Source organism: Amycolatopsis sp. WAC 04182, assembly GCF_003947465.1.
Lineage (GTDB): Bacteria > Actinomycetota > Actinomycetes > Mycobacteriales > Pseudonocardiaceae > Amycolatopsis.
The window spans coordinates 555,292-575,265 of record NZ_QHJJ01000002.1 but is presented as its reverse complement, the minus strand read 5'-3'; the positions used below and the strand labels follow the sequence as shown (position 1 = coordinate 575,265).

The 19,974-nt window shown below is 69.8% G+C and carries 25 protein-coding genes; 12 read left to right on the top strand and 13 right to left on the bottom strand.

What is annotated here, in order from left to right; all coding sequences use genetic code 11:
- Nucleotides 1-20 precede the first annotated feature (20 nt).
- Entirely contained in the window at nucleotides 21-437 is a 417-nt protein-coding gene (locus DMH01_RS09865) for a GNAT family N-acetyltransferase (RefSeq protein WP_125675284.1), read from the top strand.
- The gene (locus DMH01_RS09860; RefSeq protein WP_125675282.1) at nucleotides 437-1,105 is read left to right on the top strand and encodes a hypothetical protein; all 669 of its coding nucleotides are present in this window, start codon (nucleotides 437-439) and stop codon (nucleotides 1,103-1,105) included. The genes DMH01_RS09865 and DMH01_RS09860 overlap by 1 nt, the downstream gene beginning before the upstream one ends.
- Here the strand turns inward: DMH01_RS09860 and DMH01_RS09855 are convergent.
- The 3 genes from DMH01_RS09855 to DMH01_RS09845 all read right to left on the bottom strand — a co-directional run bounded on the left by DMH01_RS09855 (nucleotide 1,080) and on the right by DMH01_RS09845 (nucleotide 4,539).
- Complete coding sequence (locus tag DMH01_RS09855) at nucleotides 1,080-2,519, bottom strand: APC family permease (RefSeq protein WP_125676659.1); 1,440 nt, start codon at nucleotides 2,517-2,519, stop codon at nucleotides 1,080-1,082. The genes DMH01_RS09860 and DMH01_RS09855 overlap by 26 nt on opposite strands.
- Before the next feature lie 191 nt (nucleotides 2,520-2,710).
- On the bottom strand, nucleotides 2,711-3,364 hold the full coding sequence (locus tag DMH01_RS09850; protein ID WP_125675280.1) for a response regulator transcription factor: 654 nt from the start codon (nucleotides 3,362-3,364) through the stop codon (nucleotides 2,711-2,713).
- Complete coding sequence (locus DMH01_RS09845) at nucleotides 3,361-4,539, bottom strand: sensor histidine kinase (protein WP_125675278.1); 1,179 nt, start codon at nucleotides 4,537-4,539, stop codon at nucleotides 3,361-3,363. Before DMH01_RS09845 ends, DMH01_RS09850 begins: the two co-directional genes overlap by 4 nt.
- Before the next feature lie 110 nt (nucleotides 4,540-4,649).
- On the opposite strand from DMH01_RS09845, the gene DMH01_RS09840 reads away from it, so the two are divergent.
- Nucleotides 4,650-5,237: a hypothetical protein gene (locus DMH01_RS09840; RefSeq protein WP_125675276.1), complete on the top strand. Its 588-nt coding sequence runs from the start codon at nucleotides 4,650-4,652 to the stop codon at nucleotides 5,235-5,237.
- Entirely contained in the window at nucleotides 5,234-5,443 is a 210-nt protein-coding gene (locus DMH01_RS09835; protein ID WP_125675274.1) for a hypothetical protein, read from the top strand. Before DMH01_RS09840 ends, DMH01_RS09835 begins: the two co-directional genes overlap by 4 nt.
- Here DMH01_RS09835 and DMH01_RS09830 read toward each other — a convergent pair.
- A complete protein-coding gene (locus DMH01_RS09830; RefSeq protein WP_125675272.1) occupies nucleotides 5,435-6,637 on the bottom strand; it encodes a hypothetical protein in 1,203 nt (400 codons plus the stop codon). The genes DMH01_RS09835 and DMH01_RS09830 overlap by 9 nt on opposite strands.
- Nucleotides 6,634-7,425, bottom strand: a complete 792-nt coding sequence (locus DMH01_RS09825; protein WP_125675270.1) for a class I SAM-dependent methyltransferase — start codon at nucleotides 7,423-7,425, stop codon at nucleotides 6,634-6,636. The genes DMH01_RS09830 and DMH01_RS09825 overlap by 4 nt, the downstream gene beginning before the upstream one ends.
- 63 nt (nucleotides 7,426-7,488) lie before the next feature.
- Here DMH01_RS09825 and DMH01_RS09820 point away from each other — a divergent pair, with 63 nt between their 5' ends.
- Nucleotides 7,489-7,866: a hypothetical protein gene (locus DMH01_RS09820; protein ID WP_125675268.1), complete on the top strand. Its 378-nt coding sequence runs from the start codon at nucleotides 7,489-7,491 to the stop codon at nucleotides 7,864-7,866.
- 46 nt (nucleotides 7,867-7,912) lie between these two features.
- A complete protein-coding gene (locus tag DMH01_RS09815; protein ID WP_233621464.1) occupies nucleotides 7,913-9,112 on the top strand; it encodes a hypothetical protein in 1,200 nt (399 codons plus the stop codon).
- 205 nt (nucleotides 9,113-9,317) lie between these two features.
- On the opposite strand, the gene DMH01_RS09810 is transcribed toward DMH01_RS09815, so the two are convergent.
- The 3 genes from DMH01_RS09810 to ppgK form a co-directional block, all read right to left on the bottom strand.
- A complete protein-coding gene (locus tag DMH01_RS09810; RefSeq protein ID WP_125675264.1) occupies nucleotides 9,318-9,836 on the bottom strand; it encodes a pyridoxamine 5'-phosphate oxidase family protein in 519 nt (172 codons plus the stop codon).
- A gap of 93 nt (nucleotides 9,837-9,929) precedes the next feature.
- Nucleotides 9,930-11,330 (bottom strand): RNA polymerase sigma factor, encoded by a 1,401-nt coding sequence (locus tag DMH01_RS09805; protein WP_125675262.1) that lies wholly within the window; start codon nucleotides 11,328-11,330, stop codon nucleotides 9,930-9,932.
- Between the two features lie 246 nt (nucleotides 11,331-11,576).
- Complete coding sequence (ppgK, locus tag DMH01_RS09800; protein ID WP_199745479.1) at nucleotides 11,577-12,338, bottom strand: polyphosphate--glucose phosphotransferase; 762 nt, start codon at nucleotides 12,336-12,338, stop codon at nucleotides 11,577-11,579.
- A gap of 67 nt (nucleotides 12,339-12,405) precedes the next feature.
- Here ppgK and DMH01_RS09795 point away from each other — a divergent pair, with 67 nt between their 5' ends.
- Nucleotides 12,406-13,224, top strand: coding sequence for an inositol monophosphatase family protein (locus tag DMH01_RS09795; protein WP_125675260.1), 819 nt, complete (start codon nucleotides 12,406-12,408; stop codon nucleotides 13,222-13,224).
- 3 nt (nucleotides 13,225-13,227) lie between these two features.
- Here the strand turns inward: DMH01_RS09795 and cei are convergent, their stop codons facing one another.
- Nucleotides 13,228-13,911, bottom strand: a complete 684-nt coding sequence (cei, locus tag DMH01_RS09790) for an envelope integrity protein Cei (RefSeq protein WP_125676655.1) — start codon at nucleotides 13,909-13,911, stop codon at nucleotides 13,228-13,230.
- Nucleotides 13,912-14,364: 453 nt separating this feature from the next.
- Between cei and DMH01_RS09785 the strand changes: the two genes are divergently transcribed.
- Nucleotides 14,365-14,673, top strand: coding sequence for a DUF4193 domain-containing protein (locus tag DMH01_RS09785; protein WP_005164528.1), 309 nt, complete (start codon nucleotides 14,365-14,367; stop codon nucleotides 14,671-14,673).
- Nucleotides 14,674-14,770: 97 nt separating this feature from the next.
- Here DMH01_RS09785 and DMH01_RS09780 read toward each other — a convergent pair whose 3' ends face one another.
- On the bottom strand, nucleotides 14,771-15,265 hold the full coding sequence (locus tag DMH01_RS09780) for a DUF3093 domain-containing protein (RefSeq protein WP_199745422.1): 495 nt from the start codon (nucleotides 15,263-15,265) through the stop codon (nucleotides 14,771-14,773).
- Nucleotides 15,266-15,289: 24 nt separating this feature from the next.
- Between DMH01_RS09780 and dut the strand changes: the two genes are divergently transcribed.
- Nucleotides 15,290-15,772, top strand: coding sequence for a dUTP diphosphatase (gene dut / locus DMH01_RS09775; RefSeq protein ID WP_007033571.1), 483 nt, complete (start codon nucleotides 15,290-15,292; stop codon nucleotides 15,770-15,772).
- Nucleotides 15,772-16,425: a DUF3710 domain-containing protein gene (locus tag DMH01_RS09770; RefSeq protein WP_125675259.1), complete on the top strand. Its 654-nt coding sequence runs from the start codon at nucleotides 15,772-15,774 to the stop codon at nucleotides 16,423-16,425. Before dut ends, DMH01_RS09770 begins: the two co-directional genes overlap by 1 nt.
- Before the next feature lie 220 nt (nucleotides 16,426-16,645).
- Here DMH01_RS09770 and DMH01_RS09765 read toward each other — a convergent pair whose 3' ends face one another.
- Nucleotides 16,646-17,359: an alpha/beta fold hydrolase gene (locus DMH01_RS09765; RefSeq protein ID WP_199745421.1), complete on the bottom strand. Its 714-nt coding sequence runs from the start codon at nucleotides 17,357-17,359 to the stop codon at nucleotides 16,646-16,648.
- A gap of 103 nt (nucleotides 17,360-17,462) precedes the next feature.
- Between DMH01_RS09765 and DMH01_RS09760 the strand changes: the two genes are divergently transcribed.
- Together DMH01_RS09760 and DMH01_RS09755 are read left to right on the top strand one after the other, a co-directional pair.
- Nucleotides 17,463-17,843 carry an OB-fold nucleic acid binding domain-containing protein gene (locus tag DMH01_RS09760; RefSeq protein WP_034316985.1) on the top strand — a complete coding sequence of 127 codons (381 nt, stop codon included), beginning with the start codon at nucleotides 17,463-17,465 and terminating at the stop codon, nucleotides 17,841-17,843.
- A gap of 9 nt (nucleotides 17,844-17,852) precedes the next feature.
- A complete protein-coding gene (locus DMH01_RS09755; protein WP_034316982.1) occupies nucleotides 17,853-18,581 on the top strand; it encodes a DUF3159 domain-containing protein in 729 nt (242 codons plus the stop codon).
- Here DMH01_RS09755 and DMH01_RS09750 read toward each other — a convergent pair.
- Both DMH01_RS09750 and DMH01_RS09745 read right to left on the bottom strand, forming a co-directional pair.
- Nucleotides 18,578-19,234, bottom strand: coding sequence for a TrkA family potassium uptake protein (locus DMH01_RS09750; RefSeq protein WP_016332961.1), 657 nt, complete (start codon nucleotides 19,232-19,234; stop codon nucleotides 18,578-18,580). The genes DMH01_RS09755 and DMH01_RS09750 overlap by 4 nt on opposite strands.
- On the bottom strand, nucleotides 19,234-19,899 hold the full coding sequence (locus DMH01_RS09745; protein WP_125675257.1) for a TrkA family potassium uptake protein: 666 nt from the start codon (nucleotides 19,897-19,899) through the stop codon (nucleotides 19,234-19,236). The genes DMH01_RS09750 and DMH01_RS09745 overlap by 1 nt, the downstream gene beginning before the upstream one ends.
- Between the last annotated feature and the right edge of the window lie 75 nt (nucleotides 19,900-19,974).

The following is a 19,974-nucleotide window of genomic DNA, read 5'->3' as shown; positions in this document are numbered from 1 at the left end:
TGCGAGCACCGGGAGGACATGTGGCCGAGATCCGGCGGGCGGTCACCGTCGAGGAGGTCGTCGCCGCTCAGCACCTGTTCGACGGGCCCGCGCAACGGGACGCGTCCGAGAAGTTCCTGGCGGGGGCGGAGAACCATCTCCTGATCGCCTACGAGGACGGCGAACCCGCGGGGATGATCACCGGCACCGAGGTGACGCATCCGGACAAGGGCACCGAGATGTTCCTCAACGAACTCGACGTCAGCCCGGACTATCAGCGGCGCGGGATCGGCCGTGACCTGGTCGACGCGCTGGCCGGGATCGCGCGGGAGCGCGGCTGCCGCGGGATGTGGGTCGGGGTCGAAACGGACAACAAGGCCGCGCTGGCGACCTACACCTCGGCCGGGGCATCGAACGACGGGCCGTTCGTCATGCAGTCGTGGACGTTCGAAGACTGATGTCCTCCGGAATCGACGGCGACCGGACGGGGTTGTCCGGGCGGCGCTGGCTCCCCGGCGGGGAGCACCTCGTCGCCGTCGCGCGGGCCGAACTGCCGCAGAAGGACGGGTTCGCCGGGCCGTTCACGGCGCTGGCCGTCCTGCGCGCGGCGGGGTTCGGCGTCGCGGGCCAGGACGAGGTCGCGGCGCTGTCCGGTACCACGACCGAAGGGCTGTCCCGGGCGATCGGGGCGCTGTCGGGCGGACGGCTCGCCGCCGTGTCCGCCAGCGGGAACTGGGCGCCGCAGTCGCTGTTCCTGCTCCTGGCCGCGCTGTGGCATCTGCCGCGCGTCGCGGTGATCGCGGAGGTCGACCCGGCCGAATTCGGCGCGCACGACACCCCGGCGCGAGCGCTGCTCGACTACCTCGACACGGGGATCCCGCCGCTGTGGTCGTCCCGCTGGCGCCCGCCCGCCGCGCACCACGTGCTGGCCGCCGGGATGCGGATCGGCGCCGAAGGAACCTTGGTGTCCATTATGGACGGTTATCCGTCCTTGGGGGACAACGGGTTGCACGACCAGCCGGTGGAATGGGTGGCCGCGGCACTCGGCCGGATGCTGATCGTGGTCGACGACGGCGACGCCGAGGCCGCCGTCGCCGCGATCACGACGGCCGGTCTGTGGAGCTGAGCCCGTCCTTCGCGAACCGGGAATGCGTGCGCCCGTAGAAGACGTAGATCAGCAAGCCGAGCAGCAGCCACGCGGCGAACCGCAGCCACGTCATCACGTCCAGGTTCAGTATCAGGTAGAAGCACGCCAGCGCCGCCACGATCGGCAGGTACGGCGAAAACGGCACGGTGAACGGGCGTTCCAGGTCCGGACGGCGTTTCCGCAGCACCGGGACGGCCACCGCGACGATGATCATCGCCGACAGCGCGCCGATGCTGACCATGTCGGCGAGTTCGGAGATCGGCACGAACGCGGCCAGCGCCGCGATCAGCACCGCGCCGGCGATGGTCATCCGGTGCGGGGTGCCCCAGCGCGGATGCGCCGTGCCGAACTTCTTCGGCAGCAGGCCGTCGCGGCCCATCGCGAACCCGATCCGGCCGATCGTCACCAGTTCCACCATCATCACCGACGTCAGCCCGGTGACCGCGCCGAGCGAGATCAGCGCGCCCACCCAGTGCTGCCCGACGCGGTCGAAGGCGTCGGCGAGCGGGGCGCCCGCGTCGATCTCGGTGAACGGCACCATCCCGGTCAGCACCAGCGAGACCCCGATGTAGAGCAGCGCGCAGACGCCGAGCGCGCCGAGGATGCCGACGCGCAGATCGCGTTTCGGGTTCACGGTCTCCTCGCCGAGGTTGGCGAGCGCCTCGAAACCGGTGTAGGCGAAGAAGACGACGGCGGCGGCCGTCACCATCCCGGCGATCCCGTAGACGGACTGTTCGAGCCCGAGCGCGGCTTGCACGATCGGCTGGTGCAGGGTCCCGGCCGTCTCCGTCGGCGCCTGGGCGGGCGGGATGAACGGGGTGAGGTTCTCGCCGCGGATGAAGAACACGCCGACCGCGAGGATCAGCACGCAGACCGCGACCTTGACCAGCACGAGCAGATTCGTCACCCGCGCCGATTCCTTGATCCCGAGGACGGCGATCACGGTCAGCACGGCGATGATCGCCACCGCGCCTATGTTCACTTTCGCGTCTTCGCCGAACCACTCGGGGGAGAGCCCCATCAGATTCGCGAGATAGCCGGACCAGCCGCGCGACACGACGGCCGCGCCGAGGGCGAATTCGAGCAGCAGATCCCAGCCGATGATCCAGGCGAAGGTCTCACCGAGGGTGGCGAAGGCGTAGGTGTAGGCGCTTCCCGCCGTCGGCACGCTGGACGCGAGTTCGGCGTAGCAGAGGGCGGCCATCCCGGCCACGACGGCGCCGAGCACGAACGACAAGGTGACCGACGGTCCCGCGTGCGATTTCGCCTCGACCCCGGCGAGGGTGAAGATCCCGGTGCCGATGATGATGCCGACCCCGAACCCGATCAGGTCGCGTCCGTGCAGCCGGCGTTTCAGCTCACCCGAGTCCTGCCGTTTCAGGACCTCGTCCACGTCCAGAGTTCGCCGCATGAACGGTCACGCTAGAAGATCACCGGCTGCCTCGCAGATCGGTGGGAGCCGAAGGACGCTTTCACCGCATCAGACGCAGCGAAGGGAGCTTTCGCCGCATCAGACGCGGTGAAGGGAGCCTTCAGCCCACGCGACAGCAAGGGAACGGCCCAGAGAGGTGTCCACCGGGCATTTCATCCCTCCAGCACGACGCCGTTCTCCTGGGCGAGGATCGCCGCCTGCACCCGTGAGCGCAGGTCCAGCTTCGTCAGCACCCGGGAGACATGCGTTTTCACCGTGGTCTCGCCGATGTGCAGCCGGGTCCCGATCTGCGCGTTGGACAGGCCGCCGCCCAGGCACGCCAGCACTTCGCGCTCGCGTTCGGTCAGGTCTTCGAGCCCGTCGGGGGCCAGTGAAGGCTCGCGGGTCCCGGCGGCGAAGGCGGCGATCAGCTTCCGCGTGACCTGCGGCGCGAGCACTCCCTCACCCGCCGCGACCAGTTTCACCGCCTCGATCAGCCGCGACGCTTCGACCGACTTCAGCAGGAACCCGGCCGCGCCCGCCCGCAGCGCGGCGTGGACGTACTCGTCGAGATCGAAGGTCGTCAGCACGAGGACTTCGCACAGTCCCTCCGCGGTCAGCTCCCGCGTGGCCGCGATGCCGTCGACGCCGGGCATGCGCACATCCATGAGCACGACGTCCGGTTTCAGCGCCTTCGCCTGCCGGACGGCGATGGCGCCGTCCGCGGCCTCGCCGACCACTTCGATGCCCTCGGCGTTGCCGAGGATCATCATCAATCCGGCACGGATCGCGCCGTGGTCGTCGGCGACCAGGACTTTGACGGTCAAGACCCCTCCAGAGGCAGTTCGGCACGGACCAGCCAGCGACCGCCGGACGGTCCGGCGGTGAAGGTGCCGCCCACCGCGGCGGCGCGTTCCCGCATGTTCAGCAGGCCGAGGCCGGTCCCGCCGTCGCCGGGGCGGCCCGGCTGAAGATCGTTACGCACCTCGACGGTGAGTATGCCGCCGCTCGAACGGATGTCGAGGACGGCCCGCCCGCCGGGGGCGTGTTTCATCGCGTTGGTCAGCGCCTCCTGCGCGATCCGGTACGCGGTCAGGTCGACCGCGGCGGGCAGCTGGTCGGACCGGTCCGGCACGGAGCCGAGTTCGACCGCCAGCCCGCTCGCCCGCGCCGATTCGACCAATTTGGACAGTTCGGCCAGCCGGGCGGGCGCGGTCGGCTCGATCTCGGTGTCCGCGCGCAGCAGCCCGATCATCGCGCGCATCTCCTCCAGCGCGCTGACACTGTTCTCCCGCACCGATTCCAGGACCTTCCTGGACAGCTTCGGGTCGGCGGTGGCCATCGACAGTGCGGCTTCGGACTGGATCGCGATCGCCGAGAGATGCCCGGCGATGACGTCGTGCAGATCCCGCGCCATCTTCGACCGTTCGCCCGCCACGGCGGCCTGCCGGTCGAGTTCGCCGATCGTGGCCAGCTGGACCGCGTTCGCCCGCTCGTTGTGGGCGATGTCCCGCTGCTGACGGACGTTGGCCGCCCACCACACCGGGGTGACCAGGAACGGCAGGAACGCGAACGCGACGAGGATCGCCGTGCGCCACTGAGCGGAGAAGAGGAGCGCCAGGCAGACCGCCGCGAGCGTCCCGACCGCGGCGACGCCGATCATCACCCGGCTGACCCGTCGTGAACCGTACAGAGTCGTCGAGTAGAGGAAGTCGGTGAAGATGACGAAGATCGGCAGCGAGGGACCGAACGCGATGTCCACGGCGAGGACGACGAGCCCGCACAGCAGTCCTAAAGGGACCTTGCGGCGCAGCACCTGCAGGAGGCACAGCACGGTCAGTTCGGTCAGCCGGATCCACAGTGGAGTGTCGTCCTTGCCGCCGAGCAGCACGTGCATCCCGCTGAGGTAGACCAGCACACCGAGGACCCAGGTGCCGAAGGCGATGACGAGGTCCTGTTTCCACTCGGCGAGGTGGTGCAGGCGCGGGACGAACGTGGGCACCGCACCATCCCAGCACACCGGGACGCGACGCGGGGTCCTACTAACTGATGACGGTGATCTCGTGCCGTACGCCGACGCGGGCTCTCCCGCTCGCGAGACAGACTCGGATCGTGAACAAGATCTGGGACTTCATCGCGGAAAACCCGATGGCGGCCGTGGTCGCCGGCGGGGAGATCGGTTTCTGGGTCGCCATCGTCGCCGGCCTCGCGGCCCGCTATCTGCTCAAGCTGAAGCGGACCAGTGCCGTGCTGCTGCTCCTGACCCCGGTGATCGATCTCGTCGTGCTGGTCGCGACGGTCATCGACCTGCGCAACGGCGCCACGGCGAACTTCGTGCACGGACTGGCCGCGGTGTACCTGGGCTTCAGCGTCGTGTTCGGGCATTCGATGATCAAGTGGGCCGACGTCCGGTTCGCCCACCGGTTCGCGGGCGGCCCGCCACCGCCGCCCAAGCCGAGGGGCCGGGAAAAGCTGCGCGCCGAATGGCGTGACTGGGTCAAATGCGTGCTGGCCTGCGGGCTGGCCGCGGGGGTGCTGCTCCTGCTGATCTTCATGGTCGGCGACACCGAGCAGGTCGAGCCGTTGTGGGGCTGGCTGCCGAGGCTGGGGGTCGTGACGGCCATCTGGTTCGCCACGGGGCCGCTGTGGCAGGAGCTCTCCCCCAAGGACGAGAGGGTCAAGGAAGGGGCTCGACGATGATCGAACTACTGGGGATCCTCCTGCTGGTGCAGGGCGGGGGCGGGCTGATCAACCGGCTGCTGGGCAGCACGAACCCGAGCTGGTTCGTCCAGCTCCACCTGCTCCCGTCCGGGATGCACGTGGTGGTGAGCGCGCTGATGGTGGCCGGGGGCGTGGGGCTGCTGTTCGCCGAACGGGCCCGCAAGCAGCGCCGCCGGTCAGAGTGAGACCAGCACCTGAAGGACGCCGAGGACGATGGTGACGACCGTCAGGACGACGGTGACCACGGTGAGCCGCGTGACCCGCGCGCTCACCGTGTTCTCGTAGGCGTACCGGGTCTCCTCGTCCATCGCCTCGGCCTGGCGGTCGAGCTGGGCGATGATCCGCTCCACGCCCATGCTGGTGACCAGGCGGCGCTCCAGCGAATCGACCTCGGGCGGCAGTACCGAATGCAGCATCTCGAGGATGTCGTCGAGCGAGCCGCGCAGGAGCCGGGTGCGGCTCCCGGTCTTCCTCATCGATGCCAGCCACTGGTCGGCCAGCGCCATCCGGATCAGGACGCGTTCGAGGATGAAGAGCATCCCGTGGTCGAGCCCGCCGATCTCGCTGTCGATGCCGAAGTACGGTTCGACGGCGCCGAACGGGCCGCGCATCAGCTCGTCCTGCTGCTCGACGTAGTCGGAATCCTTGCTGTTGAGGCAGACGATCCCGCCGGCCATCGTGTAGGCGGCGACGAACGAGCGCGTGCCCCACGACGGGCCGAGCGCGTCCCTCGCGACCTCGCGGGGCACGAACCGCCAGCCTTCGTCGCTGGTCGCCAGCCCGTAGTACGGCCGGGGATCGGCGGCGACCCGCTGGGCGGGCGGATGCCCGTCGTGGGACCGCAGCTCGACGCACCAGCCCTTGCGGCTGAGCCCCTCGGTGAGGCCGCAGCCCCTGGTCAGGTCCTCGAAGATGTGGGTGACGGTCTTGAGAAGCGAGGGGAACGTCTTCTCGCCGTAGCCGCCGTGCAGCCCTTTCTCGCCGTTCGCCGTCTCACGACCCTGAAGGCTCTGCAGGACGGCGATGGCCAGGTCGAACTCGGCGGCGGGACCGTCCACCGCCGCGCCGGTGATCGTGGTGGCGAGGACCAGTGTCATCGCGTGATAGGCGGGATGCCAGGTGACGACGAGTTCGCACGGCAGCCCGACCGTGCCGACGCGGATCGACAACCGGGAGCCACCGGTGCGTTTGCGCAGCACCCGTCTTCGCGGTGGTTTCGTGTAACTGGCCAGGAAGTTCTCCGCAGCGGTCCACTCGTCGCCGAGCTTCCCGTCGAGATGGGCCAGCAGCCCGCGGTCGCGGCCGCCGTCGAACACCTTCTCCGCCTCCCGCTCGGACAGCGGGACCGCCCACGCGAAGGTCAGGAGCACCGAGGTCATGCGCGGCGCAGGAGGGCGATCAGGTCCCGGCCGAGATGGCGGCGCAGGGGGCCGGAGGCGTTGACCAGTTCGTCGCGGTCGATGTGCTCGTCGGCCGGGCCGAGATCGTCGAGGACGTGGTACGTCCACTCCCACTCGGTGCGCCAGCACGCCTCGGCCGCGTCGGCGGCGACCTCCTCGGGATCGAGGTAGCGCACCGGGAGCGCCGGTCCGCCGTCGCGTAGTGCTTTGTCGAACTCTTCGCGCGAAACGCGGCGCGAGCGGACTTCGGTGCCCGCTTCGACGCTGTCCAGGCTGAACGCACCCCGCCCGATCGGCGACCGGCTGTACGCCAGCACCAGTGCGCCGCCGGGCGCGGTGATCCCGGCCAGCCGCCGCAGGATCGGCCCGACGTCCGGCGTCGGCACGTGCTGGATGACGTGACTGCACAGCACGAGGTCGTACGGGCCGCCGTCCAGTTCCGTGATCGGGGAGTCGGTGAACGAGAACTCGGTGTCCTCGACGGCGGTTTCCCGCGCCTTGGCCAGCCTGTCCGGGTCGGGATCCGCGGCGGTGACGTCGGCGGAGAACCGCGCGAGCCAGGGGAGAAGGCGGCCTTCGCCGCAGCCGGCGTCGAGCGCCTTGACCTCTTCGCGCGGGCCGAGGATCGCGGCGAGCTCATCGGCGACCTTGCCGAGCGCGCGGTCCTCGCTGGCCGTCCAGTAGCCGTCGTAGGGTTCGTGCCGTCGGATGAACACGCCGGTGACGTGGTCGCCGGCGTCCGGGTAGCGGTAGCTCTCGGTCAGCACAGTCGCGAATATAGCCCGGATTCGCGGATTCCCCGGTGCTCCGCGGCGGATTACCCTGAGTACATGGCCATCGGGCCTGTCACGCTGTACGCCGTTGTCGCCGTGGCGCCTTCGGTGCTTTTCTGGTGCGCGCTGAAGGTCCCCGCCCTGATGCGCCGGTGGCGTCACCGCCGTGAACCGGAGACCCCGATCGGGCCGCCCATCGAGAAACTCGCCGCCGATCTCCGCCGGGTGCACCGGCTGCTGGCGGAACTCCCGCCCGGCGCCTCCGCCGTCCGCCGGTACGGCACCAGGCAGGCGTACGACGCGCTGCTCGTCCAAGCCTGCCGTGAGGTCGAGGTCGACCACCGGCTGGACGGGCTGCCGGAGGGCTTCGAGCGGGAGATCGAACGGCTGCGCGTCGAGGAATCCCTGGCCGAGCGCGGACTTTCGGTGTCCTGACACGGTTTGTATCGAAAGTATGCGCGCGACCGGGAGGCTCGCGGGCATGAAGAGGCTGGGACTTCTCGCTGCGATCCTGCTGGTGTTCGCGCTCATCCCGGGGGTCGCGTCGGCCGCGGCCGCCTTCCCGAAGATGGACGCGGCCACGGTCGACGGCTTCCGCTGGACGTCCGGTTCGACCTTCGACACCTACGGCGCCCGCATCGCCGCGCTGGAGAAACACCTCCCGGCTCGCGGGTTGCCGGAGATCCTGTCGTCGGCGAACCGGAAGGCGCGGCCGCTGTGCCACGGCACGTATCTCGCGGCCGCGTTGAAACCGGCCGGATTCTGCTGGGAAGACGCCAACGACGACAAGACCAACGACTGGATCCCGCAGGGACTGACCGGTTCCGGCGACGCGGACGCGGCGACCGGGAAGGTCGGCGGCAAACGGGTCGTGGCGGCGTCCTGGCACACTCCCGGCGACACCATGGTTCGCCTGTCCTTTGTGGACGCGACCGGACTGGGATACCGGCACGTGCTGCTCGTCGAACCGACGTCGAACGACAACTTCGCCATCGTGCAAGGACACGGGCACGGCATGACGTGGATCGGGAACCGGCTGTTCGTCGCGACCACCGGGGGAGTGGTGCGGGTTTTCGACACCACGCACTTCTGGAAGGTCGACGACAGCTCCGGCGTCGTCGGCAGGGGCCCGGACGGCAAGTACCACGCGGCGTTCTACGACTACGCGATGCCGCAGATCGGCGCTTACTGGTACCCGGGCGGCGGCGGCTGCACCAATGCCCCCGGCACGCGGCCGTGTCTCGCGACGATGTCGTTCGACCACAGTGACGCCTCGATCGTGACCGCGGAGCACATCCCGAACGCGGCGGGCGGCCGGGTGCTGCGGTGGCCGTTCGACCGCGCGACCGGCCTGCCCAAGGTGTCCGCCGACGGCACCGTGCACGCGAAGGAGGGCTTCGTGTCGCCGGTGTGGGGCATGCAGGGAGCGGTGGCGCGCAACGGATATTTCGTGATGACCGGCGTGTGCCCCGAGTACGCCGGGGTGGCGGGCGACCATCCGTCGTGCCTGCACGGCGGCGTCGGCGGCACCTCGACGTCGCGGCTGAGCGGCCGGGCGCCGGTGAACTCGCAGAACCTGTCGTACTGGCCCGCGACGGGGGAACTGTGGCTGATGAACGAACAGCTCCGGGAACGGGTGACCGTGCACGTCCCTTGGACGACCCTGACCGGCCGTCCCTGAAGCCCCGCAAGTCCGTGAAGGCCCCCTTCCCTCGGCTCAGCCGAGGAAACTCGACCTTCGCACCTTGCCGAGGTACATGAAGGCCCCCTTCCTTGCGCCAGGCGCAAGGAAGGGGGCCTTCATGTACCTCAGGCGAGCAGAAAGGGCACAGGTACCGAGTCGGTCGAGTCTCGTGAGGGGTAAGGATGGCTCTGACCGGCCGAGTTCACGGGGCGAAGTCCCAGCGCGTCGCGCCATAGGGCTCGGCACCCGCCACGCCGATCGCGCGCCGCAGGGTAAGCCGGTACAGATACCAGGGCGGTGCCCCCGCGCTGGGCGCGCTGAAGGGGGCCGTGAGCGCGTCGCCCTCCACCGTCGCGGGCCAGCCGCCCGTCCGGTAGACCGTCGCCACGCGCTCCAGCGTCGCGAGGTCGGTGACGCGGTGCGCCTCGCCCTCCAACGTCAGGTCGATTCCCCGCAGCCGCACCGAAACGGCGCACGCCGGGTTCACGGCCAGGTTGCGGGACCGGCGCGTGCCCGGCCCGCCCTTGAAGTACAGGGCGTCGTCCACCCAGACGGCGCCGACGCCTGCCGAATGCGGACGCCCGTCGGGACGGACGGTCGTCACGAAGAAGGTCAGGTCGGCGGTCGGGGTGTCCTCGGCGAGGACGTCCCGCGCGCGGCTCCAGGGGAGTTCCGCGGATCCGTAGCGGTCGAGGTTCTTGGTGGCGTGAGGTTTCGTCATACCCACGCGTCGAACGGGCGGGCCGCGATTCGACACCGGACGCGAAAAACCCCGCCACCGAAACGGTGACGGGGTCTTCCGTGAACCCTGGGATCAGTCCAGGTAGTCGCGCAGCACCTGCGAACGCGACGGGTGACGCAGCTTCGACATCGTCTTCGACTCGATCTGCCGGATGCGCTCACGGGTCACCCCGTACACCTGGCCGATCTCGTCGAGCGTGCGCGGCTGGCCGTCGGTGAGGCCGAACCGCAGCCGCACCACACCCGCTTCACGTTCGGACAGCGTCTGCAGCACCGACTGGAGCTGGTCCTGCAGCAGCGTGAACGACACCGCGTCGACCGCGACGACGGCCTCGGAGTCCTCGATGAAGTCACCGAGCTGCGAGTCGCCCTCGTCGCCGATGGTCTGGTCGAGCGAGATCGGCTCGCGGGCGTACTGCTGGATCTCGAGGACCTTCTCCGGGGAGATGTCCATTTCCTTCGCGAGCTCTTCGGGGGTGGGCTCGCGGCCGAGGTCCTGCAGCAGTTCACGCTGTATACGGCCGAGCTTGTTGATGACCTCGACCATGTGCACCGGGATACGGATGGTGCGGGCCTGGTCGGCCATCGCGCGGGTGATCGCCTGACGGATCCACCAGGTGGCGTACGTGGAGAACTTGTAGCCCTTGGTGTAGTCGAACTTCTCGACCGCGCGGATCAGGCCGAGGTTGCCCTCCTGGATCAGGTCCAGGAACGCCATGCCGCGGCCGGTGTAACGCTTGGCCAGCGAGACCACGAGCCGGAGGTTCGCCTCCAGCAGGTGGTTCTTCGCCCGCTCACCGTCGCGCACGATCCACTTGAGGTCGCGCCGCATCTGGGTGACGAGCTTCTCGCCCTCCTCCTCGGCGTTGCGGACGCGCTCGGCGGCGTAGAGCCCGGCCTCGATGCGCTTGGCGAGCTCCACCTCCTCCTCGGCGTTCAGCAGGGCGACCTTGCCGATCTGCTTGAGGTACGCGCGGACCGAGTCGGCCGAAGCGGTGAGCTCGGCGTCCTTGCGGGCCTGGCGCAGCGCCTCGGACTCTTCCTCGTCCCAGACGAAGTCCGGGTTGTCGGAGGTCTTTCCGGCGTTCTTGTCGGTCGACGTGCGGCGCCCGCGGGCGGGCGTCTCTTCGACGTCCTCGTCGGACTCCGCGTCCTCTTCCGTCTCCTCGGTGACGGAAGCGTCGACGACGTCCACCTCGACCTCTTCGAGGTCCGACAGGTCCGGGGTTTCGAGGTCGGCTTCGTCGAGCTCTACCGGACCGTCTTCCGGATCGCCGTCTTCGGTCTTGGCACCCTTGGTGTTGGGTTTCTTGGCCGGAGCCTTCTTCGCCGGGGCCTTCTTCGCGCCGGCCGCCTTGGCGGCGGTCTTGCGCGCCGCGGGCTTCGCCGCGTCGGTGGCTGCCTCGTCGGCCGGCTCGCCGGCTGCGGTCGCTGTCTTCGTCCCGCTTCGGGTTGCGGTTCTTGCGGCTGCCACTTACGCCCTTTCGCAGCGGTCGATCATGACGAGCCGAGGCGTGATGGTCTCGGCTGCCTCAAACTTCGGGGAACACCCCTCGGCCTGCGGTTTCCCTCGTTCTCGTGGGTGCCGCCGCCGTGGGCCGTGTTCCATTGTAACGACGATACGTGACAGCGTCGCGGCGCGGACCACCACCCGGCGGCCGCGACACGCCGTCCGACCCGCCGAAGTGACATCCGCGGCGCGGATGTCAGCGTGGGCGCGTCAGTGCTCGATGCCCTCCGCGGCGGCGGCCGCCGCGCCGACGATGCCCGCGTTGTTCTGCAAGGACGCGACGATCACCGGCGTGCGGATGTCGAGCAGCGGGACCCATTTGTGCGACTTCTTGCTGACCCCGCCGCCGACGATGAACAGATCCGGCCAGATCAGGTTTTCCAGCACGGAGAGATACCTGTTCACCCGTTCCGCCCATTCGGGATACGAGAGTTCCTCGTTGTCCTTCACCGACGCCGCGGCCTTCTTCTCCGCGTCGAAGCCGTCGACCTCGATGTGGCCGAACTCGGTGTTGGGCACGAGCTTCCCGTCCTGGAAGACCGCGCTGCCGATGCCGGTGCCGAAGGTCAGCAGCGCCGTCACGCCGCGCCGCGCTGCCGGGTCGCCCCAGCGGATCTCGGCCATGCCGGCGGCGTCCGCGTCGTTGAGCATCGCGATGTCGTCCACGCCGCGGCCGAGGCGTTTGGCGAACAGGGCGTCGGCGTCGGTGCCGATCCATGCGCGGTCGATGTTGGCCGCGGTGTGCGCGACCCCCTTCTTGACCACCGCGGGCAGGGTGACGCCCACCGGGCCGTCCCAGCCCGCCTGGCCGGTGATCTCGGCGACGACGTCCGCCACCGCCTCCGGGGTCGACGGCTTCGGCGTGTCGATGCGGATCCGGTCGCCGATCAGCCGTCCCTCCGCCAAGTCCACCAGCGCGCCCTTGATCCCGCTGCCGCCGATGTCGATACCGAAACCTCGGGTCGCCTCCACCACGGACGTGGTCCCTTCTCGCACGATTCAGAAGCCTGCCTCGGAGACTTTAACCGGATGTGGTGACATGGCGGACGTGGGAGTTGACGAGACGTTGCTGAAGAGTGTCGCCGAGCGTGTCGCGGGCGAGGCCGCCGAACTGGTCCACGAGGCCTGGACCGGGATGAACGCGGGCCGCGAGGTGCGCGTGGACACCAAATCCGCCGACACCGACGTGGTGACCGCGGTGGACCACGAGTCGGAACGGCTGGTGCGCGCCCGCCTCGCCGAACTGCGCCCCGACGACGCCGTGCTCGGCGAGGAGGGCGGCGGGATCGCCGGGGACGGGGTGACCTGGGTGGTCGACCCGATCGACGGGACGGTGAACTTCCTCTACGGGCTGCCGTGGTTCGCCGTGTCGGTGGCCGCGCAGGTGGGCGGGGTGTCGGTGGCGGGCGCCGTCGTCGAACCGGTCAGCGGGCGCCGCTGGACCGCCGCGCGCGGGCAGGGCGCGTTCCTCGACGGGCGGCGGCTGTCGGTCAACGCCCCGGAGCGGCTCGACCTGACGCTCGTCGGCACCGGGTTCGCCTACAAGGTCGAACGGCGGACGAAGCAGGCCCGGTTCGTCGCCGAACTGGCGACCAGGGTGCGGGACGTCCGGCGCAACGGGGCCGCGTCGCTCGATCTGTGCGCGGTCGCGGCGGGCTGGCTCGACGCCTACGTCGAACACGGCCTCGGGCACTGGGACTGGGCCGCCGGGGCGCTCATCGCCGCCGAGGCGGGAGCACGGGTGTCGTTGCCGGGGGAGGATACGGAGTTGGGGCCGGACGCGACCTTCGCGGTGGCGCCGTCGATCGAGGGACCGTTGCGCCGGGCGCTGATCGACTCGGGCGTGGGAGCGATCTGAGCGTCAGCAGGGAGCTTCGCGGGCGGCCTTCAGCAGCGTCTGGTCGATCACCGGGGCGCCGCCGCCCGCGGACTGCTCACCGCCGCCGCTGCCCTGCTGCGCCTTCGACCACTGGGTGAGCTGGTCGAGGACCTGGCGGGCCTCCGCCTTCGGGCGGATGTCGCCGAGCAGGGTGCCGGTGGTGAGCGTGACCGAAGCGTCCTTGCGGTTGTCCTTGACCAATTCGGCGCACGGGACCACCAGGCTCAGCGTGCGGGCCGCGGCGGCGCCGCTCTCGCCGAAGCGGATCTGGCCGCGGCACTTGGCTTCGGCGTTCTTGTAGGCCGGGTCGACGTCCGGCTCGACGATCTGGGAGAAGCCGAGTTCCCGGAGCGTGCTGGTGACGATGCCGCCCTGGCCGCGGACCTGGGAACCGTTGAGCACCTGGACGGCGACCTTGTCCGGCGGCACCGGCGCGCGGTCGTCGAGCCCGTTGTGGGCCAGCGGCGTGTAGGTGACACCCTGCTGCGGGGCGGGCGGGGGATCGCAGCGGACCTTGGCGTCGACGTCGGCGTTGCTCGCCACGACGTTCACCCAGACGATCACCGCGCCGAGCGCCATCACCCCGATGACGATGAGCGCGGGCAGCGGCTTGCGCTTGCGATACGGCCTCGCCCCGCGGTCCCCGATGCCGTTCCCCGACGCCACCTGCCAGTCCCTTCCCCAAGCCCGGATCCCCGGACGGTGCTTCATCTCACCATCGTGTCCGATCAGCCTATGCGTTGCGGCGAAGGTGATCGGCGCGGGCCTCCGGATAGCACCACGCGATGGCCACTCCGGGCAAGCAGCCGGGCCCAAGGGGTGAGGTACCCGATGCGGGGGCAACCCATTCGGACGACAGGCGTCTTGACAGCAGGGTTCCCCCTGTTGGGTGACGTAATCGCGGCTATGTCTGACTCGTTGCAGAGCCGGTATCAGCGTGAGCTACCCTTCGCGGGCTCAGGCGGCAGTAAGAGGCGCAAAAGAGAGACCTCGCTCACTGCCCAGCCGGGCACAAACAGGGGCGCTGGGACGTTAACCAGCGGCACGAAGGACTCACGAGCCGCGCGCTCGCGGGTCCGGGCCATCTGACATCGAAAGCATCGCAGGGGTGAGGGACTAATGGCGACCGACTACGACGCTCCGCGCCGCAGCGAAGCCGACGAGCTGGCCGAAGACTCGTTGGAAGAGCTGAAGGCAAGGCGTAACGAAAACCAGTCCGGCGTCGTGGACGTCGACGAGGACGCGACCGCCGAGAACTTCGAGCTGCCGGGCGCGGACCTCTCCGGACTTTCCGGTGAGGACCTGACCGTCAAGGTCGTGCCCAAGCAGGCCGACGAGTTCACCTGCTCCGTCTGCTTCCTGGTGCACCACCGCAGCAGGCTGGCCGAGGAGAGTGGCGGACGGCTCATCTGCCGCGACTGCGCCTGAGCCTACGGGCACAGGGGACGGCGCGACAGGGGCTTCGGGGACTGAAACAGGAATAAAGGGGGCCGGCCCTGGTGGCCGGCCCCCTTTCCATGCCGTCTCAGGCCTTCTCGGCGGTCTGCCGCAGCAGCGCGGCCACCTTCTCCGGATGGCGGGTGCTGAACAGCCAGTACGGCGTCGGGTCGTCGGGGTCGGTGAGCCAGACCCGCACGACCGGGCCGACCCAGCCCCGGTGCAGCACGAAGGCCGCGGGATCGGCGTCGCGGCCGAGCGCCTTGCGCTTCGCTTCCTTGTCGATGACGTCGACGTCGCCGACGAACTTGAGCGGCAAGTGCGCGTCGCGCAGCCAGAGCTCCGGCTCGGCGCCGCCGGTCACCCGGACGCGGGACCGGCCGAGCGAGATCATCAGCGCGATCACCGCGGGGATCAGGACCACGTACGGCAGCCACCCGCGCAGCCCGGGATAGCCCATGTCGATCTCCGCGGCCAGCAGCCCGCCGCCCAGCAGCGGCAACGGCCAGCCCCACCACGGGACGTAGAGCCGCTCTGAATGCTTGACGGCGCCGCCTTCGGCCGTGTTCACGCTTTCACCCACGCGTTCAGGGTAGTCTCGCCGCCCGTGTCCACCGTTCAGGTACTGCTTTCCCGGATCGATCCTTCGGTCCCCCTTCCCGCCTACGCGCGCCCCGGTGACGCGGGCGCCGACCTCGTCACCACCTCGGATCTCGTGCTCGCGCCCGGGGAACGCGGCGTCGTCGGAACGGGCGTCGCGATCGCGCTGCCGCCCGGGTACGCGGGCTTCGTCCACCCGCGCTCGGGTCTCGCCGCCCGCGTCGGCCTCTCGGTCGTCAACACGCCGGGCACGATCGACTCCGGGTACCGCGGTGAGATCCGCGTCTGCCTGATCAACCATGATCTCTCCGAGAAGGTCGTGCTCACCCGCGGCGACCGGATCGCGCAACTGGTCGTGCAACGGGTCGAACAGGCCGAGTTCGTCGAGGTCGCCGAACTCGAGCCGTCCGAGCGCGGCGAGGGAGGGTATGGCTCCACGGGCGGACACGCCACACTGGGAGCCGGAGCCAGGGAAGGAACGGAGAACTAGTGGGGATTTTCGGACGCAAGCGCGCGAAGCCGAGCGGACGGCACGCCGCGCCCGAGGTCGATGAGCGTCCCGTTGCCGAGGACACCGACGACGAGATCGAGGCGCAGCTGTCGGAGACCTCCGACGGCCCCTTCGACCTCGCCGACGCGCCCGAGGACGGCATCCCGCGGATCGACCTCGGCTCGGTGAAGGTGCCGGTGCCCGACGGTTCCCAGGTCCAGGTCGAGATGGACCCGGAGAGCGGCGGTGTCCGCGCGGTGCACGTCGTCACCGAGCAGGGGCAGATCACCGTCAGCGGCTACGCGGCGCCGCGCTCCGGCGGCCTGTGGAAGGACGTCAGCACCGAGCTCACCGAGCAGCTGCGTGCCGACGGCGCCAAGGTCTCGGTCGGCATGGGGGAGTGGGGCCTGGAGCTGTCCGCGATCGTCGGTGACGTCGCGCTGCGGTTCGTCGGGGTCGACGGTCCGCGCTGGATGCTCCGCGGCGTCATCGCCGGGCCGCAGTCGCAGGCGTCGCAGGCGCCCGCCGTGCTGCGGGAGATCGTGCGGCACACCATCGTCGACCGCGGTGACGCGCCGATGCCGGTCCGCACCCCGCTGACCATCACGCTGCCCGACGCCGTCGCGCAGCACATCGCCGAGCAGAGTGGTTGAATCGCGCGCTGTGTTTATTTGATCGCGCGCTGACGTAAACGTGCCGAAGGGGCGCCGGGCCGCTTGCAACTCGGGTTGGGAGCGGAGGGCGCCCCTTCATCACGTTTACGTGGGCCTCCGGCCCAAAAGAGGGCGCGCGACGGATGAAGTCTCCGTCGGGCGCGGGGCGCCCTTGGGGAGACCGTGTGGTCGAGTCGGCGTGCCGTCGCGTTGCTATGGGTTAGTGGGTGGCCGCCCTCAGCCAGGCTTGGATGGTCGCGCGGCCCAGGGATTCCCGGTCCGCGCCGAGGGCGGTGAGCGTCGACTCGCCGACCTCGGCGCGCGGCAGGGCGTCCGCCCAGGCGCGGGCGACCTCGGCCGGGTGGATCGGGTCGTCCACGCACGCGCCGATCCCCGCGGGCACGTCGAGCCCCTTCAGGTCCTCCAGAGACGGGGCAGGATGACCCGCCGCCGTCCGCAGGCTCGCCGCCAGTCCGTCGCCGTGCCGCCGCCACGCGCGGCCGAGTTCCGCCGAAAGCCACTCCGGGACGCCGTCGGAGGATTTCGCCAGCGCGCCGTCGACCCCGTTTTCGGCCACCAGATCCGCTGACAGCCGCGCGGCGAGCGACGCGGGTGCTCGCCCGGCCGGGCCGTTCCAAGCCGGGAGAGCGGCCAGCAGGCCGGTGCAGCGGGCCGGTTCGCGCGCCGCCCACTCCGCCGACAAGTGCGCGCCGAACGAGATGCCGCCCACGAGCAGCGGACCGTGCTCGTCGGCCAGCCTGTCCAGCTCCTCGAGATAGCCGTCCGCGAGCCGGTCGCCCGGTGGCGGGGGCGGGGCGATCAGCCGGATGCCGAGCGCTCGCAGCGGACCGGCGAACACGGCCCGCACGAACACTTCGTCGGACCCGGTGCCGGGGAGTACTACTGCCGTCGTAGGCGGAATAGCGGAGGTCACGTTGCGATATTCCCCTAAACCCGTTCTCCTGGTCGGAGCACAGTTACGCTGGATTACGCACGGGCCGTTCAAGTCGGGGGCCCCGGAGCACAGGAGCACCGTTATGTCCGCCAAAGACGGCGGCTACTTCAGCCGGCTGGTCCGCAAGCTGACCAGCGACGTCGAGGATCTCGACGCCGACGATCTGTCCGAAAAATCCGAGGCCGGCGGAGCGCAGCGCGCCTGCGACTGCCGGTCGGGTCAAGAGGTGACGGTGCTCGGGAGACTCCGCAGCGTGGAGCTCTGCCCGACCAACGAGGCGGCGACGCTGCAGGCCGAGCTGTTCGACGGCACACAGGGTGTGACGCTAATCTGGCTCGGACGCCGCCGGATCCCCGGGATCGAACCCGGGCGAACCATCAAGGTGCGCGGCCGGATGGCCGAACGTGATGGTCAGAAGGTGCTGTACAACCCCTATTACGAACTTCAGAGCCCTGTGAGTTGATCCCGCATCGTGACTGAACCCGTCGGCGGCGAAGAGAAGACCGAAGACAAGAAGCCGCAGCCCACCCTGCTGGAACAGATGGGCGGGCTGTCCGGACTGTTCTATTCCTCGCTGCCGGTCATCGTGTTCGTGATCGCGAACGCGATCTTCGGGCTCACGGTGGGGATCTGGGCCGCGGTGGGCAGCGCGGTGGCGATCACCGTGCTGCGGATCGTGCGCAAGGAGCCGCTGCAGCCCGCGATCTCCGGCTTCTTCGGGGTCGCGATCGCGGCGTTCATCGCCTACCGGACCGGTTCGGCCAAGGGTTTCTTCCTGTTCGGCATCTGGACGAGCCTGGTCTACTGCGGTGTCTTCGTGCTCTCGATCGTCGTCCGCTGGCCGCTCGCCGGCGTGGTGTGGAACGCGCTCAACGGCAGCGGCCACGCCTGGCGCAAGGACAAGAAGTCGCTGATCGCGTATTCGATCGCGACCGGCGCCATGGCGCTGATCTTCGGCGCCCGGTTCGTCGTGCAGCGCTGGCTGTACGACGAGGACTACACCGGCTGGCTGGCCTTCGCGAAGATCGCGATGGGCTACCCGCTGTACGCGCTCGGCCTGCTCACGGTCGTCTGGGCGGTGCGGCGGTCGGACAAGCACCTCAAGGCGCAGGCAGAAGAGGCCCCGCGCGAAGAGACCGACGAAGAGGTCGAGGCTCGCCTGCGCGCGAAGTACGCGCAGGCGCCCGCCGTCGAGAACTAGTAACCCAGCGCGGTCCGGATCTCCGGTTCCACGTCCGAAGTCGCCACGAAGAGCAGCTCGTCACCCGGCTCCAGCGGGTCCTCGGGCTGCGGCACGATCACGCGGTCCCCGCGCAGGATCGTCACCAGCGCCGCGTCACGCGGCAGGTTGATCTCGCTGACCGCCTTGCCCGCCAGCGGCGTCTCCTCCGGCAGGGTGAGTTCGACGAGGTTCGCCTGGCTCTGCCGGAACGTCATCAGCCGCACCAGATCGCCGACGCTGACCGCCTCCTCGACCATCGCCGCGAGCATCCGCGGGGTCGACACGGCGACATCGACGCCCCAGGCGTCGTTGAACAGCCATTCGTTGGCCGGGTTGTTGACCCGCGCCACCACCCGGCGCACCGCGAACTCGGTCTTCGCCAGCAGCGACACCACCAGGTTCGCCTTGTCGTCGCCGGTCGCGGCGATCACGACGTCGCACTCCTCGATCCCGGACTCCTCCAGGATCGACACCTCGCACGCGTCGCCCAGTACCCAGTCCGCCTGCTCCACGGTGTGCGGCTCGAACTGGTCGGCCTCACGTTCGATGAGCATCACCTGGTGGCGCCCGTCGATCAGCTCGGCGGCGATCGACCGGCCCACCGCGCCGGCCCCGGCAATCGCGACCCGCATCAGTTCTCCTCTTCCGGTTCGCGAGCGGCGACGGTGGTCACGTCGCTGACAGTGCCCGATTTCGCGGCGACGTACACGACGTCGTCGGCCTGGATCACGGCCTTGGTGTCGGGCAGCACGGCGGTGCCGAACCGCATCATGAACGCGACCCTCGCGCCGGTGGTGTCCTGCAGTTCGCGCACGCTGCGCCCGACCCAGCCCTCGTGCAGCGGGAGCTGCAGGAGCGCCACGCTGCCGGACGGATCCCGCCACACCGAGGCGACGCCGTCGGGGAGCAGGGTGCGCAGGAACCGGTCGGTCGTCCACGGCACGGTCGCCACGGTCGGGATGCCGAGCCGTTCGTAGACCGCCGCGCGTTTGTGGTCGTAGATCCTGGCGACGACCTTGTCGATGCCGAAGTTCTCCCTGGCCACCCGCGCCGAGATGATGTTGGAGTTGTCGCCGCTGGACACCGCCGCGAAAGCACCCGCGCGCTCGATCCCGGCCTCGATCAGCACCTGCCGGTCGAAGCCGACGCCGACCACCTGCTGACCGTGGAAATCACTGCCGAGCCGCCGGAACGCCTGCCTGCTCTTGTCGATGACGGCGACGTCGTGCCCCAGCCGCTCCAGCGCCGCGGCCAGGGATGCGCCGACCCGGCCGCATCCCATGATCACCACGTGCACGCACTGCCTCCTTAGTCAGCGAACGTTTCACCCGTCCGCAGGTACCCAGACACACCAGCGCCGAACCTACCGTGA